This window comes from Colwellia sp. (genome assembly GCF_013215345.1).
In the GTDB taxonomy this organism is placed as follows: domain Bacteria; phylum Pseudomonadota; class Gammaproteobacteria; order Enterobacterales; family Alteromonadaceae; genus Colwellia.
Window position 1 is genome coordinate 29,466 of sequence record NZ_JABSOV010000011.1, and the last position, 22,264, is coordinate 51,729.

16 protein-coding genes are annotated in these 22,264 nt (G+C 38.4%); 8 read left to right on the forward strand and 8 right to left on the reverse strand.

Translation table 11 applies throughout. The annotated features are described in order from the left end of the window. Positions 1 to 19: 19 nt before the first annotated feature. From HRT50_RS01900 to HRT50_RS01915, 4 genes are all read right to left on the reverse strand, one after another. Positions 20 to 1,537, reverse strand: coding sequence for a tryptophan halogenase family protein (locus tag HRT50_RS01900; RefSeq protein WP_291610769.1), 1,518 nt, complete (start codon positions 1,535 to 1,537; stop codon positions 20 to 22). A 33-nt stretch (positions 1,538 to 1,570) separates the two neighbouring features. Next, entirely contained in the window at positions 1,571 to 3,106 is a 1,536-nt protein-coding gene (locus HRT50_RS01905; protein ID WP_291610771.1) for a tryptophan halogenase family protein, read from the reverse strand. A gap of 230 nt (positions 3,107 to 3,336) precedes the next feature. Continuing rightward, entirely contained in the window at positions 3,337 to 6,396 is a 3,060-nt protein-coding gene (locus HRT50_RS01910; RefSeq protein ID WP_291610773.1) for a TonB-dependent receptor, read from the reverse strand. Between the two features lie 668 nt (positions 6,397 to 7,064). Next, positions 7,065 to 7,934: an AraC family transcriptional regulator gene (locus HRT50_RS01915; protein ID WP_291610775.1), complete on the reverse strand. Its 870-nt coding sequence runs from the start codon at positions 7,932 to 7,934 to the stop codon at positions 7,065 to 7,067. A gap of 323 nt (positions 7,935 to 8,257) precedes the next feature. Here HRT50_RS01915 and HRT50_RS01920 point away from each other — a divergent pair, with 323 nt between their 5' ends. Beyond that, positions 8,258 to 9,532 carry a carbohydrate-binding protein gene (locus HRT50_RS01920; protein WP_291610776.1) on the forward strand — a complete coding sequence of 425 codons (1,275 nt, stop codon included), beginning with the start codon at positions 8,258 to 8,260 and terminating at the stop codon, positions 9,530 to 9,532. 61 nt (positions 9,533 to 9,593) lie between these two features. On the opposite strand, the gene HRT50_RS01925 is transcribed toward HRT50_RS01920, so the two are convergent. Continuing rightward, positions 9,594 to 10,451 (reverse strand): AraC family transcriptional regulator, encoded by an 858-nt coding sequence (locus HRT50_RS01925; RefSeq protein ID WP_291610778.1) that lies wholly within the window; start codon positions 10,449 to 10,451, stop codon positions 9,594 to 9,596. A 149-nt stretch (positions 10,452 to 10,600) separates the two neighbouring features. On the opposite strand from HRT50_RS01925, the gene HRT50_RS01930 reads away from it, so the two are divergent. The 4 genes from HRT50_RS01930 (at position 10,601) to HRT50_RS01945 (ending at position 16,917) form a co-directional block, all read left to right on the forward strand. Continuing rightward, entirely contained in the window at positions 10,601 to 11,887 is a 1,287-nt protein-coding gene (locus tag HRT50_RS01930; RefSeq protein WP_291610780.1) for an MFS transporter, read from the forward strand. A 21-nt stretch (positions 11,888 to 11,908) separates the two neighbouring features. Continuing rightward, on the forward strand, positions 11,909 to 14,623 hold the full coding sequence (locus HRT50_RS01935; protein ID WP_291610781.1) for a family 20 glycosylhydrolase: 2,715 nt from the start codon (positions 11,909 to 11,911) through the stop codon (positions 14,621 to 14,623). 265 nt (positions 14,624 to 14,888) lie between these two features. After that, positions 14,889 to 15,815 carry an ROK family protein gene (locus HRT50_RS01940; protein WP_291610783.1) on the forward strand — a complete coding sequence of 309 codons (927 nt, stop codon included), beginning with the start codon at positions 14,889 to 14,891 and terminating at the stop codon, positions 15,813 to 15,815. A 244-nt stretch (positions 15,816 to 16,059) separates the two neighbouring features. Then, positions 16,060 to 16,917: an SMP-30/gluconolactonase/LRE family protein gene (locus HRT50_RS01945; protein ID WP_291610860.1), complete on the forward strand. Its 858-nt coding sequence runs from the start codon at positions 16,060 to 16,062 to the stop codon at positions 16,915 to 16,917. Positions 16,918 to 16,971: 54 nt separating this feature from the next. On the opposite strand, the gene HRT50_RS01950 is transcribed toward HRT50_RS01945, so the two are convergent. Together HRT50_RS01950 and yrfG are read right to left on the reverse strand one after the other, a co-directional pair. Beyond that, entirely contained in the window at positions 16,972 to 17,277 is a 306-nt protein-coding gene (locus tag HRT50_RS01950; RefSeq protein ID WP_291610785.1) for a hypothetical protein, read from the reverse strand. A 509-nt stretch (positions 17,278 to 17,786) separates the two neighbouring features. Next, entirely contained in the window at positions 17,787 to 18,461 is a 675-nt protein-coding gene (yrfG, locus tag HRT50_RS01955; RefSeq protein WP_291610786.1) for a GMP/IMP nucleotidase, read from the reverse strand. Between the two features lie 125 nt (positions 18,462 to 18,586). On the opposite strand from yrfG, the gene nudE reads away from it, so the two are divergent. The 3 genes from nudE (at position 18,587) to HRT50_RS01970 (ending at position 21,304) form a co-directional block, all read left to right on the forward strand. Continuing rightward, entirely contained in the window at positions 18,587 to 19,138 is a 552-nt protein-coding gene (gene nudE / locus HRT50_RS01960; RefSeq protein WP_291610788.1) for an ADP compounds hydrolase NudE, read from the forward strand. A 57-nt stretch (positions 19,139 to 19,195) separates the two neighbouring features. Continuing rightward, complete coding sequence (cysQ, locus tag HRT50_RS01965; protein WP_291610791.1) at positions 19,196 to 20,017, forward strand: 3'(2'),5'-bisphosphate nucleotidase CysQ; 822 nt, start codon at positions 19,196 to 19,198, stop codon at positions 20,015 to 20,017. A 486-nt stretch (positions 20,018 to 20,503) separates the two neighbouring features. Next, positions 20,504 to 21,304 carry a DUF1338 domain-containing protein gene (locus tag HRT50_RS01970; RefSeq protein ID WP_291610793.1) on the forward strand — a complete coding sequence of 267 codons (801 nt, stop codon included), beginning with the start codon at positions 20,504 to 20,506 and terminating at the stop codon, positions 21,302 to 21,304. Positions 21,305 to 21,447: 143 nt separating this feature from the next. Here the strand turns inward: HRT50_RS01970 and HRT50_RS01975 are convergent, their stop codons facing one another. Then, positions 21,448 to 22,206 (reverse strand): ABC transporter substrate-binding protein, encoded by a 759-nt coding sequence (locus tag HRT50_RS01975; RefSeq protein ID WP_291610795.1) that lies wholly within the window; start codon positions 22,204 to 22,206, stop codon positions 21,448 to 21,450. Positions 22,207 to 22,264 lie beyond the last annotated feature (58 nt).

Genomic DNA, 22,264 nt, shown 5'->3' on the forward strand with positions numbered 1-22,264 from the left:
CGCGTTTTTAGTGTTAACTTTATTCAGGTGTGGGTGCTGGGCAGTATTTCTGTAAAAACTCATCATGGCTGGGCTGTTTTTTCACCACCTCAACAATGGCATTTTTACCAGCCGTTAAGCTCATCTTTAATTTTTTATAATCTAAAGCATCCACTGTTGGGTTATACCCAGCTGGCATTATACCCATGCCGTCAAATACCGCATACCAACTGGTGGGCTGAAATAACTCTTCAGCACCCGGTTTTAAGCCGCCAGCAACCTTGAAAAAATCAATGCGTTGTTGCAAACTTGTTGGAATAGCCATGTTTTGACAATAAAGCCAAAATTCGGTGTCATCGCGCTCAGTAGTGCAGTAATGTAAAATCAAAAAGTCACGGATCTCTTCATAGTCAGCGCGCACGCGGCGATTTAATTCATTAACCAATGTTTGATTGCAGTTTTTGTCAGGAAACATACGCACAAAAAAGGCCAGTGTTTTTGATACTAAATGAATCGCGGTCGACTCTAGGGGCTCAACAAAACCTTGCGCTAAACCTAACGCCAAACAGTTTTTATTCCATGCTTGTTTGCGCATGCCCGTTACAAAAGGGATCACTTTTGGTTTGGTAAGCGGCTCACCTTCAATGTTGGCTAATAATGTCGCAATGGCTTCTTCGTCACTGCAATATTTATCACAAAAAACATAACCGTTGCCCGTTCTATGCTGGAGTGGTATGCGCCATGTCCAGCCAGCATCTTGCGCGCGTGACGTTGTATAAGGAGTGATTTCGCCAGTATTTTTAGTTTGCACTGTTACCGCTCGGTTGCAGGGTAAATATTCAGACCAATCGTCATAACCTGTGTTCAAAATCCCCTCTATTAATAGCCCTTTAAAACCCGTGCAATCAATAAAGAAGTCGCCAGTTATTTGCTGACCATCTTTTAAGGTAATGTTATCAATAAAGCCGCTATCATTTTTGGCAACTGACTCTACATGACCTTCAATACGCTGTACGCCAATACTTTCTGAGAATTTACGCAGATATTGCCCCACTAATATCGCATCTAAATGCAAAGCATAATGGGCGCTTGCTAGTGGTGTACCCATCGCATTAAACGGTAAGAAAAAGCGGTTGTGATCAGACAGGACTGACTCAGGTGAGTGCGCCATTAACGGGGTTTTATCACCTTCTGCTTTTGACTTTAACCAACACTGATAAAAATCATGTCCATCAATTTCCTGCCCTAATACGCCGAAAGGATGAAAATAGGCATGATCTTTTTTACGCCAATTTTCAAAGCGAATACCCCATTTAAAACTCGCTTGAGTGGCTTTAATAAATTCAGCTTCATCTATGCCTAAGCTACGAATGGTATCAAGAAGCGGCGGTATAGTGGCTTCACCGACACCAATAATGCCGACTTCTTTAGACTCAACTAGCGTAATGTTAACATCGCTATCTTTAAATATATTACCCAGTGTGGCGGCAGCTACCCAGCCAGCGGTTCCACCACCAACAATAACAAAATTTTTAATGGCATCTTGTGTGACTTGCATACGTTTTTCCAGTGATAGTAGGTTGGGTTTAAATTAAAAATTGCTTTTATATTGGCAATGTAGCGTTAAAAACTCATGGTGACTTGGCGATTTATCGACTTGCGATTGCACCATCGTACGCATTTTTTCTAGGTGTTCAGTTAAGTAATCAGCGTCCATCTTGTCTGCACGTTGATCATAACGGTCAGGCATAAAGTTAAAACCATTAAATATAGCTAACCAACTATCACTACCAAATATTTCCCATGGGTAGCGCACGATAGTACCGTCTTGTTTGAATTTGTGCATTTTATCTTGCAAGGTTTTCGGGATATCCATATCACGATAATACTGCCACATAGGACTATCAGTGCGCTGGTTTATTTTATAATGCAAAATAATAAAGTCGCGTACTCGTTCATATTCTTGCGCATTAACCTCGTTAAAGCGTTCGACATCTTGCACATTATATTCAGGCAAGCTTTTATTAAAGGTTAATAATATTTTATCAATCGCGGTTTCAACTAAGGCAATGCTGGTGCTTTCTAATGGCTCTAAAAACCCTGAGGCTAAACCAACAGCAATACAGTTTTTATTCCATGCCTTTTTACGTCGACCTGGGGTAAAAGAAAAACTGCGTGGTTCATGCAGTAATTCACCATCAATATTGCTTAATAAGCTTGCTTTGGCGTCTTCATCGCTACTGTATTTACTGCTGTAAACATAACCATTGCCCATGCGATATTGTAATGGTATTTGCCATTGCCAACCGGCTTTTTGCGCTTGCGCTATGGTACAAGCTATTGGCGCTTGTGTGCTTCTACTTTGCACGGCAATGGCTCTGTCGCATAATAACCAGTGGCTCCAGTCGTCGTAACCTGTCTTTAATGCGCCTTCAATTAACAGCGCTTTAAAGCCCGAACAATCAATAAATAAATCCGCTGTTATATTGCGACCATCTTGAAAGGTTATGCTGTCGATGTCGCCCGTACCTTTGTTGATTTGAGCTTGCTCGATAAAGTTATCAACTATTTCTACCCCTTGTTTAACCGAGTAGTCTCGCATTAAATTGGCAAATAGTACGGCATCAAAATGTAAGGCCCAATCGAATACATCCAATTGACTTGTAGGCGTTTCTGCGGGAAAGAAGAATTTATTCTGCTGCGCTAAATTTACACCCAGCGAGTAATCACTTAAATCACTGGGGTGTTTTTTTTGTGCTTTAAGCCAGTAATGATGAAAAGGCACTTCTTTAGTTCCTTGACCAAATAAACCAAAGGGGTGAACAAAACTATTACCGTCACCTTGCCAGTCTTTAAATTCAATACCTAATTTACAAGTGGCATTGGTGGCTTTAATCACCTCTATATCGCTGAAACCGAGTTTTTTATAAAAACGGCGCAAGGTCGGAATAGTCGCTTCGCCGACTCCAATGGTACCGAGTTGAGAGGATTCAACGACCGTGATTTTTGGCGTATGCTGGGGGAACTGTGTTTTAAAGTGATGACTCAGTGCTGCGGCTGTCATCCAGCCTGAAGTACCGCCGCCAACAATGACCACAGATTTAACTAATTTAGAGCCAATATTCATCAGATAACCTTGCTTTTTCACACCGATATCATGGTGTGTTTTGGGTGTTAAATTAAGTAATAAATCTATCAGGTAAGGTATGTAATTCTTGATTTAAAACAATATTAATTATTTAATAGTGATTAAAAACAAAAAACGTCATAATTTCTTGTGACGTTTTTTAATCAGTTTATATAAGCTAAGTAGCCTTAATAAAAGAACTACTTAGTAGAGCTTGTTTAACTTTTCAATTAGAAAGTTACACGAGCACCAACAGTCCAGCGCGCTTCATATTCGTTGCGGTACGCTTTTTGGTCTGAGAATTCAAGATAAGTCTGTTGAACTTCTTCCAAAATATTTGAACCAAATACATAAATATCAGCATAGTCAGTTACTGAGTAAGTAGCACTGAAATCAAGTTGTGAATAAGTATCTTGATAAAGTGATTGACCGCCAACAGCACCTTGTGAGCCTTGCGTGATTAAACGCGGGCTACGAGAGTTCCATGCGAAACGTGTTGAGAACGACTCTTGCTCATACCATAAAACAAAGTTGTAAGTATCTTTTGACATGCCAACAAATGGTAAGTCACCGCCATTAACATCTTTGTTTTCTTGAGAACTATCAGTAAAAGTATAGTTAGCATCAATACCCATATTGTTAAGGAATGCAACATCCATAAAGTCACTAAAGGCAGCTTTAGCGCCTAATTCAAGACCGTTTACACTACCACCAGCGCCTTGTACTTGAGTAGTGAAAGGCCAAGGACCACGTTTGATGCCATCTTCATCAGGCTCATCTACTAATATTTCACCGCCTTCGGTAAAGCTTTCGATATCAATGTTGAACGCTGAAACGAACATCATAGAAGCGTCGCCGTTATACCACTCAGCAGTTAGTGATAAGTTTTCTGAGCGCCATGGGTTCAAGCTTGGGTTACCCGTTAAGTTACCGTTAACTACGCGTAAACAGTTACAGTCAGCATTAATTACTTTACCCACTGTTTTACCACCACCCCAACTTGCAAGATCTAACGACTGCATGTTTTTAGAGTAAGCACCACGGAAGATAATATCATCAGTTGCAGCAACCGCTACGTTTAATGAAGGTAGGTAATCAGTGTAACTGCGATCAGTTACCGCATCACCAATATCAGGACCTAAACCAGAATGTGGTAAGTTAGTACCTGTAAGGTTTTGCTTAACATAAAGGTCGGTTTCGATAACTTTTAAACCAAAGTTACCACTAACAATGCCTTGTTCGAAGTTAGCTTGTAAGAAATAAGTAAATTCGTTTAAACCTACATCGTAAGTTGCGCCACCATTTTCAGTACGTTGCACGTTACCAAAAGTATCTAGGTGGAATTGACGAGGATCACTAAAGTTACTTGGATCAATTGCCCACATGGTAGGAATACCTTGCACGCTACCAAAGTTAGAAATTTCGCTAACCGTAGTATGTTTATCTAATGCCGTTGGCGCTAATAAAGTATAAGGAACCCAAGTACCTGCAGCAATCGTTTCGCCATCGTGTTCAGCATCTACTTCTAAGTATTCACCTGCAGCAGGGTTACCTTCACACGTTGATGTTGTATGGTATTGATCGACCGCTTTCCATTGCGCGATATCACAGCCATCACCAAAGGTAGAGGTATAAGTAAATTGGTCGTGATCTACTTCACGTTCCATGTAACGAACACCAAAATCTACGCTAGTAATAAATGGCATATCATCAAATTCATAATTCCACTTAGTACTAAAAGTATTGATTTCAGCTCTATCGTCAGTATTACCTTCAGATGAGAATGCACCAACATGGTATGAATCTAAGTTACCCATGTAAGCGGCAACACTTTGCATACCTTGACCGCCGCCAACCATTTGATCGAAACCACTAAATACAGGGCTTTCACCTTGAGCATTGTAGCGAATTAAGAAATCAGCGTCAGCGATACCGCCGGGTGCGAATGTTCCGTAACAACCACCACTTTCACCAACAATTGTATCATCAGCACCACAGTTTTCTGTTTGGGTAAATTGACCAGGGCCTGTTACTAAACTTGTGTGATCGATATTAAGCATATCGCCTTCACCGTAACCATGACGCATGCTTGACTCAGCACTTGCTCGTGTCATACGTACTTGACCTGTTAAGTTGCCGCCATTGTTGTAGTTTAATTCTAAGTTAAAGTTTTTCGAGGTTTCTTCGTTGTTGTTGACCTGAGTAAAGGTCTGCATACGCCAAGGTTTTAAGTTAAAGTCATTAACTGCGCCCCAAGCATTGCCTTCTTCATCGGTGAAAGTATCACCCGTCCAGCTATCGGCATTTGCTGGTAACGCATAGTCGTTAAATGAATGCCAACGGTTGTTTTGTGAGAAACCTTGACGGTTATTGAATCTGTCTTGGTTAGTGTAAAACGCATCAAATGTTAATTCGAAACCTTCACCTAATTCGGCTTGGAAAGAGAACTGGTAACCTTGACGTTCACGAGTTTCTTCTTTATTAAATGCAGCAAAACCTTGTGGTACTACGTGACGAACAGGGCCACTTTCTGGACCAGCTCCCCAAGTATGACTGTTGTTTGCTGCGCCAATACCGCCATTTTCAGAGGTATCGAAGTAACCGTTATAATCGGTTGCTAACGTTACTTCTTGGGTAACGGCAGAAAACAACACACCAAAACGGTCGCTGTTATAGCTTACTAAACCGTTTAAGTTTGGATCTACTTCTTGGCTAATAGAACCTTGAGTTACATCAGCACCAACGTTGAATACCCAACCGCTGTCCATATCAAATGGGCGACGAGTATGTAAGTCAATTGAACCTGAAATGCCACCGGCAGTGCGGCTAGCTTCAGATGATTTATAAACATCAGCACCTGAAAATAATTGTGATGGTAAATCACCAAAGTTAGCACCTGATGAATCAATAGTGGTAGCACTTAAAAAGACTTCACCATTTAAAGTTGAGCCAACTTGAGGTAAACCACGTATAGCAATAGTACCACCTTCACCAGCGGTACGCTCTACTTGCACACCCGTAATACGTTGTAATGAATCAGCAATAGTAACATCTGGTAACTTACCAATGTCTTCTGCAGCGATACCATCAACCTGTGAAGTTGCGAAACGTTTGCCGTTGATGCTGGCTTTAGTACTGCCACGGATACCAGATACTTGAATTACTTCAATATCGTCTTTATTTACTTCAGCAGCTTCTTCAGCGGCCATAGCATATGAGCTAACACCCGTTGAAAAAACTAGCGCAATACTTGTTGATAACAAGCTCTTTTTAAAATTTTTATTTGGCACGATAGACCCTTAACATGTTGTTTTTATTTATATATTTTAGTTATAGATTATTAGTTATACTGCATATTATTTAAGCACTACCATTTTGACCTTTCCTTTAGTGCAATAGTGACACTTTTCTATTATATCTAGATACTTTCCTATCGTTTATCGAGTGCAAATGTCGAACGCTGTCATTTTTGTTAGACGAAAAAATAATAGCGGAATCCAGTTGTTACTTGTATATACAGATATAAATAGAGGGTGGTGATTAAGCGCCTAAGTGGAATAAAAAATAACGACTAACAAGAGGGCAACATGTGTAAGGTAAAACTTGTGGTCAATATTCAGTTTACTCGTAAAAAGGTTAAAAAATAACTCAACGGGATCAAAATATATGCCCATTATTTTTGTAATACGCTTACGAAAATTTCCCTCATGAGCTAAGAGTTTGCTTATTCTGTTGATAATAATAAGCGAGTGAAAATTATTGTTGCTGTAAGCATTGGGTGGTTAGGCGCGTATATTATTGGTGGTTATACTGCTGTGTTATGGAGCGATTCAATTCAAGGCATTATCTTGTTTGTTAGTTTTATTACACTCTTATTGATTTTATTGTCGGGCAGCGGCCTTTATTTATGGTTGAAATATACAATGAACACCCATAAATAGTACCTAAACAGAGCTGTTTATAAAGGCGATGGATTTTTAATGCTTTCTCTAAACTCGGTCGGGGTAATGCCTTTCACCATCAAAAAATGTCGATTAAAATTAGATGCATTATTAAAACCGCACTGGTCGCATATTGCTGAAATTAAAGTATTAGTATTAATCAATAGTTTACAGGCTTTTCCTATGCGTAATTGGGTAATAAACTGATTTAAGGTTTTTTCGGTACGTTGTTTGAAAAATCGATGAAAGTGATTGGTGCTCATATGAGCAATTAAAGCCAAATCATCAGCTCTAATCACATCAGTATAATGTTGGTAGATATAAGTAATGACGTTATCGAGTTTATCGACTGAAATGTCTGTTTTATTACTAAAGGTAAAAAAACTGCTTGATAAAACTTGGTAATTTCTATCATTAGCCATCAACGTTAATAGTTGAAGTAAAAGGATATACCTTTCAATAGGCTCGGCACTTACCATCGCTTTGAATAATATTAAGGATTGTTTGGTTGTAGTAGGGCTATATTCAATTCCCCGTAACGACAGCGTTAACATTTTAGCTAATACGGCCAATTCAGGGTTTAACCTAACTAAGTTATCTAACCAGATTGCAGGGATTTGTGCGACATAGATGATTAAATTCTTTTCATTATTTATTGGCTTCGCTTGCCAACTGTGCGGCAAGTTTGGACCAAGTAAGACAAGATCTGCTTGATTATAATAACTAACGTGATCGCCTATATGTTTTGAACCTTCGCTATTTAACGTTAAGCAAATCTCATATTCAGTATGGTAATGCCAATTAAACTCCTTTAACGGCAGCTCAAAAACATCAAAGCGCCAAGAGCAATTATCTGAAGGGATCATTTTGCCACATTTAGGCTTCATATCGTTTCATCCTTTAAACAGTCTATCTTTTTATTTTGTCGAAAGAGTACCAATAAAGGTAAATATTTTCAGAATTAAATAGTTATAAGTTAAGAGTTAATCGTATTGAATAAAGTTATGTATTTAGTCTTATGGATTGTTGCTAAATACAGATTTTGTATTTTCATAGGTAAGACAATTTTTTTGTGATAGAAAAACATTCACATTTGATTGATTTGTATAACTTGTCGATATATTCCGTTCTAAGATAGTTGCGTTCTCTAATGTTGATTTTAGAACACTATGATTACCAATGTTTTTTAACGTAATTTTGAGGAATGGAAATGAAAATTAAATCCCTAACTTGTGCTATCAGTTTTGCTTTATTAGCCAGTACTTTTGCTGAAGCTAATGATAGAACTATCTATCTTACTTTTGATGATGGTCCTATGAATGCGACACCAGCATTAATCGATACATTGAATAACGCTAATATTAAGGCAACATTTTATGTTAATGCATGGCACTTAGACGGTATTGCGGATGAAAATGAAGATCAAGCGCTTACTGCGCTTACTTATGCTTTGAACTCAGGCCATGTTATCGGTAATCATAGTTATGATCATATGGTGCATAACTGTGTTGAGGATTTTGGTCCAACGAGTGGCGCTGATTGTAATGCGACAGGAAACCACCAAATTAATTCGTATCAAGATCCCGTGTACGATGCCTCCATGTTTGCAAAAAACTTAACCGTACTTGCTTCATATATCCCTTCTATTACAAGTTATCCAAATTATAAAGGCAGTGTTTTAGCTCGCTTGCCCTACACCAACGGTTGGCGCTCAAGTACAGAACTAAAAGGTGACGGTTTATGTGCAACCTCGGATGATTTCAAGCCATGGGAGCCAGGTTATGTTTGTGACCCTGAAAATCCATCAAATAGCTCTGCTGCTGGTATTGCGGTATCTAACCTTTTAGCGAACAGTAATTATTTGATTCATGGTTGGGATGTTGATTGGGCTCCTGAAAACTGGGGAATTCCGTTTCCTGCCAATAGCTTAACAGAAGCCGATGTGTTTTTAAGTTATGTGGATTCTGCGATTAACGCTTGCACACCAGTTAGCATTAATCCGGTAAACTCTAAAACACAAAACTTCCCATGTGGAAATTCTTTGCATGCAGATAAAGTGATTATTCTTACCCATGATTTCTTATTTGAAGACGGTAAACGAGGTCAAGGTGCGACATTAAATCTCCCTAAACTCGCTGAATTTATAACGTTAGCCAAAAATGCAGGTTATACCTTTGATACTATGGATAATTATGCACCAGAATGGCTAGAAGGGAAAAGTTATGAATCAGGTGATTATGTAACCTATTTGAATCGTGTCTATAAAGCAGAAATTAGCCATACAGCACAGTCAGATTGGGCGCCTAATGCAAGTTCTAATTTATGGCTGCAAAGCACGCCAAGTCAAGTTTGGACTAATAATATGCGTTACAATCATGGTGATATTGTTACTTATATGGGCAAAGATTATTTAGTTATCTCTGAACATGTCTCCCAAACAGTTTGGGTGCCAGATGCTACACCAACGCTTTTTAGTGAATTATAAATAATATGATAACTTATCTACTGTTAATTCTTCATTAATGGTGGATAAATTTATCTGTCTGCTAACGATTAATATATAACTTACGAAACTGACTTGGTGTTAGTTCTTTAAACTGTAAGAAACGCCGGTTGAAGTTAGAAATATTATTAAAACCACAGGTATCACTTATCGTAGTAACAGGCATTGTTGTATTAATGAGTAAAGAGCAAGCTTTACTAATGCGCAGTTGATTCACCAGTTCGGTGAAGGTTTGCTCAGTACGTTGTTTAATGAAGCGATGAAAGTGATTAGTGCTCATGTGTACTAATTGGGCAAGCACTTCTGCTTTTAGATTACTGGTGTAATGCTGATGTAAATGACGAATGATCTTATCGAGTTTATCAGTACTGGGATCTGAAGTAATGGCCACATTGTAACCTGAACTCGATAATATTTGCGTATTGGTGTCAGTTGCCATCAGCTGTAAGATTTCTATTAAGCTAATAAAGCGTTGTGTCGGTGATGCTTTTGCCATCTTTTTAAAAATAGCAGTGACTTTTTTAGCGACGGTGGTGCTAAATTTTATCCCCCGTTGTGATAACTCTAATAAATGTTTTAGCGAGACTAAATCTGGCATGGCGGTAAGTTGTTCAAGCCAAAGCACTGGGATTTGTGCCACATAAACTTGTTGTGCTTTACCATCAAGTGCTTGGCTACTACACCAAGTATGCGGTAAATGAGGACCGAAAAGGGTTAAATCAAAATCAGCATAGTTCTCAATATGGTCACCAACATACCTTTGACCATGGCTATTAAGTGTTAAAGCAATTTCATATTCAGGATGGTAGTGCCAGTTAAAGGGAATCTGCTCTAATTCATAAAGCCAATACCGCCAAGAAGAGTTTTCTGTTGGTAACACTTTTTCATACATTAATTTCATATTATGTAGTTCTGCTTACCATGTTGAATAGAAAAGTATCATAGGATGGTTGAAAAGTGTAGCAATGGTTTTTTATTCACGGCAAAATAATTAAGTAATATTATCTCTATGCTTAGGGGTAATTGATAATGAACATTAAGAGGTTAAACATGAAGAGTAATATAATCGCAGTGATTTTGGTTTTGGTGACCTTTTTTGCTATCTCATTTATCACTAATATTATTGGACCCTTATTTCCTTCTTTAGTAAAAGATTTTGACATCAGCTTAGCGGTTGCTGGCTTTTTACCGTTCTCCTTTTTTTCCGCTTATGGTGTAATGTCAATTCCTGCGGGTTTGTTGGTTGATAAGTTTAGCGAAAAACCGGTGTTGATTGGCGCATTTGTTATGTCAGCATTTGGCTCGTTATTGTTTGCACTTGTGCCAAGTTTTTTTATGGCGATGGCCTCATTGTTTTGCATTGGCACTGGCATGGCAATGTTACAAGTGGCGATTAACCCCTTATTAAGAGTTTCAGCAGGAAAAGAGCATTTTGCTTTTTATTCTGTCTTAGCGCAGTTACTTTTTGGTGCGGCAGCGACCTTAAGTCCGCTGGTTTATAGTTATTTAGTACAAGGTATGGCGGCAGGCGAAACATCAGGGCTTATTGGTTTGATGAACCATTTGGTGCCAAGCAATATGCCGTGGTTGTCTATGTATTGGGTTTTTGCTGCGGTGTCTGTGGTTATGTTAGTTTTTATTCTATTAATTAAACTGCCGAAAGTAACATTGACTGATGAAGAGTCAGTAGGGGGCTTAGCGATTTATGCGCAGTTATTTAAAAACAAAACCGTTATTTTATTCTTCATCGGTATCGCTGCTTATGTTGGCACCGAACAAGGGGTTGCCAATGCAATTTCTCTTTTCTTAGAGCGTTATCATGGTTTGGATCCGTTAACCGTAGGCGCCAACACGGTCAGTGATTTCTGGTTGATGTTAACCTTAGGCTGCTTTTTAGGTTTGGCTTTATTGAAGGTTTTTGATAGCCGTTTAGTATTGAAAACATTCTCTCTAGGCGCATTTATTTCATTAACGTCTGCCTTATTTGGTAGCGCTGAGGTAGCATTAATCGCTTTTCCGTTAGTGGGTTTTTTCTTGTCTATTATGTGGTCGGTTATCTTTTCGTTAGCACTCAATTCATTAGCTGATCATCATGGCTCATTTGCTGGGATTTTGTGTACGGGTATTGTTGGTGGCGGTTTAGCGACACCGTTAGTAGGGTTGTTGGCTGATTTAACCGGTGACTTACGTATGGGCATGATAGTGGTTTACATAACGTTAGCTTATATTTTTGCCATAGGTTTTTGGGCTAAGCCGTTAGTCAATAATAAAACTATTAACGTCTTTAAACGTGGCCAAAAAGCGGCCGATAATGCTAAGACGGCTGCTTCAAGCTAATCAAAAAAGAGTATTAATTTAATGAAAAATATCATCCCAGCCTCGGCGCTGAGTGCCATTGCTTTGCTATTAACGGCCTGTAATGGGGAAATGGAACCGGCTAAAACCGAGCAGTTAAAAGTAGAAGCAATAGCTACAGAGTCACCATTAACGGCTCAGCAACAATTGACTGCTTTAGCTGAAAATTTGCAGGTTAAGTATCATTTTTTAAGTAATATTGAAACTGATTGCCCAGATCGTCATGGTGAAGTGGTTAAATATTGTTACAGTGCAGAAATACACTTAAGTTTGTCAGAAAATAGCCCAAATTATTTTACTGAAAATGAAGATTGGCAAATAAATTTTTCACAAGTGTATCCAAGTTATGCCAGTGAAAGCAGTGATTTCAATTTACAGCATTTAAACGGTGATATTCACCAAATCACTGCTAAAGCTGGCTTTAGTGGTTTTACTGCTGGTGAAATCAAAAAAGTAAAACTTTGGGTGAAAAGCACGTTAATAACAGAGTCTGAATTGATGCCCAACTATTGGTTATCAGCGACTGACTTATCACCAGCAGTAATTGTTAGTACCAAAACTAGCATAGATGCTGATACGGGTTTGGAACTGCAGCCGTGGGTAGCTCCTTTTACTGATATAGTGAAACAAATAAAGTCATCGCCTGATGATATTAACCAGTATGCTTCAACGTCGTGGTTATATGACAATGAACCTAATCACCTTGAGTTAGGTGCACAAGCGATTGATTTAGCGATTATTCCTACGCCTAACTCTTTGAAAGTCACCGATGCTAAGTTTCGTTTAGATCTATCTTCAGGTATTAATGTTTCATTAATAGGGCTCGAGACAAAAGATATTGCTGCCGCCACTGAGCGTTTAAGTTTTCTAGGCATAAAAGAGAGTGAAACCGGTATAGCGATAAATATTGTACTAAACGATGATAAAAAGCCGGATTGGCGTGCTGGCCATTATCAGTTGGAAGTTAATGGCCAAGGCATTGATATTAATGCCCAAGACAGTAGCGGCGCTTTTTATGCATTGCAAAGTATCGCCAGTTTACTTACTTTAGGTTCTACTACACTACCGTTAGTGAAAATAGATGACCAACCGCATTATGACTATCGTGGTCAACATGTTGATGTGGCGCGTAACTTTCATTCGAAAGCGTTTATGTTTGCGCTTATCAAACAAATGTCAGCTTATAAACTCAATAAATTACATCTACATTTAGCAGAAGATGAAGGCTGGCGCTTAGCCTTGCCAAGTTTGCCTGAATTAACCCAAGTGGGTAGTAAACGTTGTTTAGATTTGAGTGATAAAACCTGTTTACAACCACAGTTGGGCGGCGCAGGTGTAACAGATAGTGACGGTTTTTATAGTGTCGAAGATTACCAAGAAATATTGCGCTTGGCGACCAAGCACTATATTCAAGTGATCCCATCGCTTGATATGCCAGGGCATTCTCGTGCGGCTATTAAAGCCATGGAAGCGCGGTATCACTATTATATGAAACAAGAAAATGAGTTAGAAGCTAAACGTTATTTATTATCCGATTTTGATGATAAAACGCAATATAGTTCTATTCAAAATTATAATGATAATACCTTAAATATTTGCATGGAATCGACCTATGCTTTTGTTGATCGTGTGCTTGATGATTTAAAACTAATGCATGAGCAAGCAGGACACCCACTCGCACTTTACCATATTGGCGCGGATGAAACCGCAGGTGCATGGCTTGAATCGCCGGTATGCCAAGCACTTATTGCCGATAAAACCAATGAATTTGGTGATGCCAAACACCTTGGCGCGCATTTTATTGAACGCGTATCTCATATAGTGACTGATAAGGGTATTGCTGTTGGCGGTTGGAATGATGGTTTGAAAGAAACTGCAGCGACTAAAATGCCAGAGGAGGTGTATTCGTATATTTGGGATACATTACCTGGGGGGGCTCATAGGCAAGTAAGTGAGCAAGCACATCGAAATTGGAATATTATTTTATCAACACCAGATGTTTTGTATTTTGATTTTCCTTATCAAATCGATCCAAAAGAGCGTGGTTATAATTGGGCATCAAGACGGGTAACAACACGATCATTGTTTAATTTTATGCCTGATAACTTACCTATTCATGCAGAGTTTCGCCTTGATACTTTAGGTAAAGGCTTTACCAGTAATGATGAAGTACAACATGACCAAACGGGCAAAGTTATCCATCAGCCGTTACCTAAAGGTTTTACCGTTAAAGGTATTCAAGGGCAGTTATGGAGTGAAACTGTGCGTAGTGATAATCAGGCTGAGTATATGATTTATCCAAGGCTACTGTCATTGGCGGAACGAGCTTGGCATCAAGCGGACTGGCAAGTGCCATATAATTATTCAGGGCAGGTTTTTACTAAAGAGACAGGCGTTTTTACTGAACAAGCAAAACAACAGCGCGATCAGCAGTGGTTAAATTTTTCACGAACGTTAGCGGAAAAAGAATTACCCAAGCTTGACCTTGCTGGTGTTTTTTATCGTCTGCCAACGGTTGGTGCTAAAGTTATTTCGGGTAAGCTTAATGCCAATGTTGCCCTTAAAGGCTTGCCAATAGAATATCGCCAGCTGGGAGAAAATCAAGCAGCTTGGTTGCCATATAAAATACCAGTTACCGTGACTTTACCCATTGAAATACGTACTCGCACTACCGACAAAAAACGTGCTGGCCGCACCATGACATTGACGAAAAAGTAAAGCTTAGAATAAGCTCTTTAACGAAAAATAAGCCGTAATAAATCTCTTACTTATTACGGCTTTATTGATCATGTTATTTATATTATCAATAATTTAGTTTGTATTCTAACGGACAAGAACTGTCAGTGAATAGTATTGATATTTGATAGGAAAGTATCTCAGTGTTTGTTTGTTTAAGGCAAAATAGTGTTATCAAATATTCCTAATAACAAGTAAAAAAGCTGATTTTTTCGACTTGTTATATTTTATAACGATACGGTTTTTTATGAAACAGTCTTCCATTGTGGTCATCGATTTAGGTGGCACAAAAATTAATTATGGCCTTTATCGAGCGGGTCATATCGATATTAATATTGTTAAACCTTTTGATGCGACTTTAAGTGTTAAAGATTCAATACTTTTTATTAAATCCTGTATTGATGAAATAAAAGACAGTGATAGTTGCGCTGTTGCTATTGGCGTGCCTAGCATTGTGGATGTAGAGCAAGGTATTGTTTTTAATGCAGTTAACATAAAGTCATGGCAAAAAGTATATTTAAAAGATGAGCTTGAATCTTTGTTAGCGCTGCCTGTTTATGTTAATAACGATGTTAACTGTTTTGTGCAAGGTGAATACTCATTAACACACTCTCAGGGCTATCAAGATATCATTGGCCTATGCTTAGGTACGGGGGTGGGGGCTGGTATTATTTTACAAAATAAAGTTTATGCCGGTACTAATGGCTGTGCTGGTGAAGTTGGTGATTTTAGTTATTTGAATGGTAGTTTAGATGATTATTGTTCAGGTAAGTTTTTTAAAAATCACTACCTTGAGTGTGGTGCCGAATTAGCAAAGAAAGCTCGCGCAGGAGACAAACAAGCGTTAATTGCTTTTGAACAATTTGGTCAACATTTAGCCGTTGCTGTCAGCCACCTTTTGTTGATGTTAGATCCACAGCTCATTGTTATTGGTGGTTCTGTCGCTAAGTCCTTCGATCTCTTTATTGACTCGTTGTGGCAAAATCTTGCTGCTTTTCCTTATCAAAGTGTTATTAAAAATTTAGTGATTGAACAAAGTCATCAAAAAAATAGTGCTTTGTTAGGAGCGGCTCAGCTTTATTTAGCAATGTTAAATTCAGCAAAGTTAACTATGTCTTCATCGTATGTTATAAACAATAACTCTGAAAAATTGGTGCTATCTGATTTATATTAACTAAGTCGTTTTTGAGCTAAGTACGCCAAAATCAGCCATGATAACGGTTGATAAAGACATTGTTCAGTAACGTGTTGATAAGTATGCTGTTAACACGTGATATTATTTGCATAGAGCAGCACGTTCTCGCTTTTCAAGCGGGCGATAGAAAGAGAGCCATATGTTTACCAATACAGCAGTCCAAGCCGCTAAAAATAGCATCAAGCAGCTAACCTTAGCGACTATAATCGCCATAACAACACTTATGTCGGTAACCATGTCAGCACTTGCCAACAGTGTTCACTTATATCAAAGCAGTGATTGGGTCAGTGATGGTACTTTTACCCAAGGAATTGAAGGGCCTGCCGTGGCTAAAGATGGCAGCTTGTATGTGGTTAATTATCAAAAAGAAGGCACTATTGGCCGAGTAACGGCTAAAAACCAAGTGACGTTATTTACGGTATTAAAAAATGGCTCTGTCGGTAATGGTATTCGTTTTGATCAAGCTGGCAATATGTATATTGCTGATTATGTTAATCATAATGTTTTAGTGGTAAAAGTGGACAGTAACACGGCGCAAGTCTATGCACACTCCGCCAAAATGAACCAACCTAATGATATTGCCATTATGGGCAATGGTATCTTGTTTGCCAGTGATCCTAAATGGTCTGATAACAGCGGCCAGTTATGGCGAATTGGTAGCGATCGTCAAGTGCTTTTACTGGAAAAAAATATGGGTACTACTAATGGTATTGAAGTCAGTCCTGATAATAAAACCTTATACGTGAACGAAAGTGTGCAGCGTAATGTGTGGCAATATCAATTAGCAGCCGATGGCAGTATTAGTAACAAACGTTTATTGATTCGTTTTAAGGAGCACGGCATGGACGGTATGCGCACTGACAAACAAGGCAATTTATATATTGCTCGTTATGGTAAAGGGGTAATCGCTATTGTATCACCACAAGGCAAGTTATTACGTGAAGTGAAACTCAAGGGGAAGTTCCCGACCAATGTTGCTTTTGGCGGTATTGATGGTAAAACGGTGTTTGTTACCCTGCAAAAACACGGTGCAATAGAAAAATTTACCAGTGAGTTTTCAGGAAGAAGTTTTAGTGAGTAAGTCTCATTTTACTCACAATAAGTACCATTACATTGCGGGTGTTTATTGTCTTCTTTACCAAGCACTGCCAGCCTGAATATAGAAAACATTATCGTCAGGGCCTTTGGCAATATCGATGCCAATATTAAAATCATAACGACGTGCAATTAGGTATCTAAAACCTGCGCCCTTACTAACCCGGCTAGGGCTGGTGGAAAATTCATTGGTTGCTTTACCTATACCCGCAAAGGCATTTACTTCCCTGCGAAAGTTGATTTTATAGATTAACTCTAATTCAGACATAGCAACAGATTGACCTTGGTAACGTGCTGCTGAATACTTCGCATACTGATATTTGGTGTGGCATAGGGGGATAATCAACTATCACTATTAGCGTAACAAGGTTTTTCTTCATCAAAAAAACTTATAAATAGGGGAGCTAGTTATAACGGTAAATATACCTTAATATTTTAGTAATCTATACCAAATGTTCCATTCTAGAAGGTGTCCTCAATTATTTTGTAATTGATTGCTAGAGAGTATCGCTTTAACATCGGCTATTAAACAGGACTGATTGATAGTGTTATTGCTGAGTATTCAGAAAGCTTTAGTACTGGTGCCTCGTTAGCGATGCTCGGTTACTCATTTAACATAACCGTTTTTATTTAGCGTGCCTCTAGCTGTTATTAGAACAAATAAGTTCTGTTTTAAAAAAGATAGTTACCTTTAGTTTCAGTACTAAATTGTGAGCAGGATCCACCTTATGGACCCTGAGTTAGTAACTTGCTATAACTTCGTTGTGATTGGCAATATAATGGCTTCAGTGCACCTGTGTTCTGCATATGCTATCTATCATAGGTGGGTAATTGCATTAATTCGAAAGGGTTACATTAGCTAAGTAACTTTAACTGTGCAGTTAACCCATCGTAGTTAGTAATAGCGGGGAAATCAGTAATAACAGTCGCTGCTTTTTTACTGTCAGGGTTGGCAATGGCCAGTAAGTGCTTAATGCCGTACTGCTGAGCAGACTTGAGTATTTCGATACTATCATCAATAAATAGTGTGCTATCACAATCAAAGCCATGTTTGTCTTGCAGGCGTTGCCATAATAACTGTGACTCTTTGCTGACGCCAAATTCATGGGTAGAGTATAAAGTATCAAAGTATTGATCTAATTGAGTGCGTTCAATTTTAAGTGACAGAGCTTCTGGATGAGCATTGGTCACCATAACAATATCTTTACCACTGGCTCTTAGCGCTAATAAAAAATCTTTGGCGTCACTGCGTAATTGTATTAAATGTTGAATTTCGCGTTTGAGCTCTTTAATTGGCATTTGGGTTTGCTCAGACCAGTAATCGAGGCAATACCATTCAATCGTACCAACAACGGCTAAGTAATCAGCTTTTAATTTTACTTTTGCTGCCTCTAGCGAGATCGACATTTTTTCACTGTAACGTAATGGCAGATGCTCTAGCCAAAAATGGTTATCAAAGTGTAAGTCTAAAATAGTACCGTCCATATCAATCAACACGGTAGAAATTTCTGACCAATTAATGTTTGCCATATTGGCCATTCCTTAAAATAAATTGTAGAGCAATAAATATTAGCATTTTGCTATTCCAAAAGTATTGTTTATCGTGTCATTATAGTGATATCTAATGAATAAAAATAACTTAAGTAGCTAGCTATATGGCTGATAACAATCAACTACCTATCATAACTAATCGTCGACAAGTGGCTAAAAGTGCCTTATTTGCTATTGAGCAAGTAAACTTAACTTTTAGCAATGGTGAAGAAAGGCAATATGAGCGCATGATGGGCTCTGGTCGTGGTGCGGTGATGATAGTACCTATGCTTGACGATGAAACATTATTATTAGTCAGAGAGTATTGTGCCGGCACCCATAGTTATTTATTAGGTTTCCCTAAAGGCCTTATAGACGAAGGCGAACTCCCTCATCAGGCAGCAAATAGAGAGCTACAAGAAGAAATTGGTTATGGTAGTGAGCAGTTACAGCAAGTGACTGAACTTATGATGGCCCCAGCTTTTTTTAATGCAAAAATGACCATTTTTTTAGCTCAGCAGCTTTATAGTGCTGAGCTTGAAGGTGATGAGCCTGAGCCTTTACAAGTGGTATCTTGGCCAATTAAAGACTATAAAGAACTATTACAACAAACAGATTTTACCGAAGCACGCAGTATTGCAGCATTAATGTTGGTACGAGATTTTCTTGAAAATTAACTTTCAATGAACTGAAAATCAATAATGTACTAAAGCAACGTTGAACGGGGTGTAAAGATGAACCAAGATAAATTGCTAAACATTGCTTTAGAAAGTGCTAAAAAAGCTGGCGTAGAAGTAATGAAATATTATCGTCAGGGAAACTATACCGCAGAAATGAAAGCCGATGAAAGTCCGGTTACCAGTGCCGACATAGCAGCAAACGATATCCTCATGGACCAGCTTAAAACACTGACACCTGATATTCCTATTATTTCAGAAGAAGTGGGGGCAGTGCCGTTCAGCGAACGCAAAGATTGGTCTCGTTATTGGTTACTCGACCCTATAGATGGAACCGGTGAATTTATTATTGGTAGTGGCGACTTTGCGGTAAACATCGCCTTAGTTGAAAATGGCTGGCCAACCCTTGGCGTTATTCACGCCCCTGATCATTGCCTGACTTATTATGGCCAAAAAAACCTTGGTGCTTTTAAAGATAATTGTCAGGCTAGTTATGCGATTCGTGTAGCCGAGTACCAAGAAAGTCGCCGTATTAAAGTCGCTATAAGTCGCCGTCAGCAACTGCAATTGATGGGGCAATATTTAAATGATGATTACGATTATGACTACGTTGCTTTGGGCAGTTGTTCATTAAAAAACTGTCTTATCGCTGAAGGCGGCGCTGACTGTTATTTGCGTATCGGCGTTACGGGTGAGTGGGATACCGGTGCTAGCCAGTGTATTTTAGAGCAAGCCGGCGGAGATATTATCGATAGTGAGTTTAATCCGCTAAGTTATAATAAGCGTGAAAGCTTACTTAACCCCGACTTTGTTAGTTTAGGCGCTAGAGATTTTCCTTGGCAAAATATTATTAAAGCCCATAGAAAAGTATATGAATAACAGCGAGCTATGCCAGGTATATTGATCTGAAATAATACTTGGCCTTTTATTCTGCACTTTAGTAAAGCGAAGTAGTTCGTTTTGCATAAGATTTATGCTAAATTAGCGTTATTAGTTGAAGTGAGCTTAGCGCAAACTTCCGGTACTACCGTCATTAGGTCATTAGGTCATTTGTTTTAGTTATGTTATCTAACGTATTAAAAAAACATATATCACACCACCAAGCTGGGCGTCGTCCTTGCTTCTTTAAAAGTATCGATCAAATCTAATTTTTTGGTGGATAGCCTCTGCTGTCAGCCAAAATATCACTTTGCTATTTTCCCGACCATTTTGCTATCTGCTACTTTTTCAGCGATTAGTTTAAGCTGTATATCTATCCTTACCGCTAAAGTTAATCGCTAGAATTCAAATCCATAAATATTCAATTAATATTATTTTTATTAATACTACTTAATTAAAACTATTCAATAAGTAAGAGGACATACCATGGCAGCGCAAGTAACGGCACTTTTTAATGAGATCTGGCAACAATATCTTAGCGTAACTCCGTCAGCAAAAAAAATTCACCAATTATTAGGGAATGGCAATGATGTGATCAATGATCATGTAGCTTACCGTACCTTTAATCACCCTAAAATTAACTTGGCACAACTAGCTAAAGGCCTTCTGGCTTTAGGTTACACCGAATGCGGACAATATGACTTTTCGTCAAAAAAATTGGATGCAAAACATTTTGAACACCCTGACACTACTATGCCTAAGGTGTTTATTAGTGAACTACGTGTAGAAGATTTCTCCACTGAAGTACAACAGATTATCGCGGATTTGATTGCCCAGTTACCAGAAGATGTTAGTGAACGTGCTGATTTCCTTTATTCAGGCCGTCTTTGGGAAATAAGCTCAAAAGACTATGAGACCTTGTTAGATGTTAGTGAGTATGCCGCATGGTTGGCAGCATGGGGTTACCGCGCTAATCACTTCACGGTTAGCATTAATCATTTAGACGGTTATGATGATATTGAAATAGTCAACTCAACACTTAAAGAGGCCGGTTATGCACTTAATACCAATGGCGGAGAAATTAAAGGTGATGCAGTAGTGATGTTAGAGCAATCTTCGACATTAGCTGATAAAGCGCCAGTAGATTTTTCCGATAAAACTATGGAAATTCCAAGCTGTTTCTATGAGTTTGCCAAACGTTACCCACTTGCTAACGGCGAATTATATACGGGTTTTGTTGCTGCATCAGCAGATAAGATTTTTGATAGTACAAATGCTAAAGGTTAGCTAAAGCTTATTCTCCTGGCTATTAAGCGTAGGAATCAAGCCGTAAAATTATTAAGCCAGTGCTATGTCACTGGCTTTTTTAGTTATTATTAGTAACTGTTATTCGCAAGACTCATTAGTCTATTGATTAGTCATTGCCATTATTATTCAATTTGATATTTTCTTAAAATCGCCGCAATAACCCCTTGGTCTTTTAATTTTTTCAAGGCTTGGTTAAATTGAACCATAGTAATAGGGGCGTTTGGAGATAAGGCGGCTTGGATTTTGTGTTGACTAACGGTCAGCGCTAGTACTTTAAATATCTCAGCATTTTTGACTTGTTTTAATTGATAGTTTATCAAAATATCAGCATCAACAAGAGCGTCAATTCTGTTGAGCTCTAAACGAATTAAATTCACATACAAGTTACTAACATCGTAGCGAGTAAAATGTTTTTTATCAAAAAATGGTTGTAAAGTAGGGTATTTATAACCGCGAATGGTACCAATAATCATACCTCTAAAATCGAGTATTTGTTGATATGTCTTAGGGTTATCAGCCCTAACGACCATTTTATCTTTTTCAATAAAAAGTGTGTCACTCCATTGGAGCTTTTCACTATTGCTAAGCCAAGCCGGATTAGAGATTAAAACGAGATGAATAGTATTATTTTCTAAATAGCGCTCGATGCGTTTTCGTGGGGTTTTGATATAGGAGACACTAATATCTAATTCATCAGAAATTTCAGTAATTATATCTCTTATGATACCGTCATAGAGTTGTTCTGCTCTTTCAATGGCGTAGGGAGCAGCATCGTGGTCACCGTAGCCAATGATTAACTTAGTTTTACTGTCAGATAAAACTAATGTTGAGAAGAAAGCAAAAAAAAGGATAACCAGCTTAACTATTTTTAATATCATCATAATCAAGTTTACCCTTCCTCTAAGCTAACTAAGGCTTTTATTTAGTATAGACGAGCGA

Excerpts from the sequence above, each read along its gene's own strand:
- HRT50_RS01930 (WP_291610780.1), top strand. The coding sequence starts at position 10,601 with ATGAAGAGTAATATAATCGCAGTGATTTTGGTTTTGGTGACCTTTTTT.
- HRT50_RS01915 (WP_291610775.1), bottom strand. The coding sequence starts at position 7,934 with ATGAAGCCTAAATGTGGCAAAATGATCCCTTCAGATAATTGCTCTTGG.
- HRT50_RS01905 (WP_291610771.1), bottom strand. The coding sequence starts at position 3,106 with ATGAATATTGGCTCTAAATTAGTTAAATCTGTGGTCATTGTTGGCGGC.
- HRT50_RS01940 (WP_291610783.1), top strand. The coding sequence starts at position 14,889 with ATGAAACAGTCTTCCATTGTGGTCATCGATTTAGGTGGCACAAAAATT.
- cysQ (WP_291610791.1), top strand. The coding sequence starts at position 19,196 with ATGAACCAAGATAAATTGCTAAACATTGCTTTAGAAAGTGCTAAAAAA.
- HRT50_RS01970 (WP_291610793.1), top strand. The coding sequence starts at position 20,504 with ATGGCAGCGCAAGTAACGGCACTTTTTAATGAGATCTGGCAACAATAT.
- nudE (WP_291610788.1), top strand. The coding sequence starts at position 18,587 with ATGGCTGATAACAATCAACTACCTATCATAACTAATCGTCGACAAGTG.
- HRT50_RS01900 (WP_291610769.1), bottom strand. The coding sequence starts at position 1,537 with ATGCAAGTCACACAAGATGCCATTAAAAATTTTGTTATTGTTGGTGGT.
- HRT50_RS01925 (WP_291610778.1), bottom strand. The coding sequence starts at position 10,451 with ATGAAATTAATGTATGAAAAAGTGTTACCAACAGAAAACTCTTCTTGG.
- yrfG (WP_291610786.1), bottom strand. The coding sequence starts at position 18,461 with ATGGCAAACATTAATTGGTCAGAAATTTCTACCGTGTTGATTGATATG.
- HRT50_RS01935 (WP_291610781.1), top strand. The coding sequence starts at position 11,909 with ATGAAAAATATCATCCCAGCCTCGGCGCTGAGTGCCATTGCTTTGCTA.
- HRT50_RS01945 (WP_291610860.1), top strand. The coding sequence starts at position 16,060 with ATGTCGGTAACCATGTCAGCACTTGCCAACAGTGTTCACTTATATCAA.
- HRT50_RS01975 (WP_291610795.1), bottom strand. The coding sequence starts at position 22,206 with ATGATGATATTAAAAATAGTTAAGCTGGTTATCCTTTTTTTTGCTTTC.
- HRT50_RS01920 (WP_291610776.1), top strand. The coding sequence starts at position 8,258 with ATGAAAATTAAATCCCTAACTTGTGCTATCAGTTTTGCTTTATTAGCC.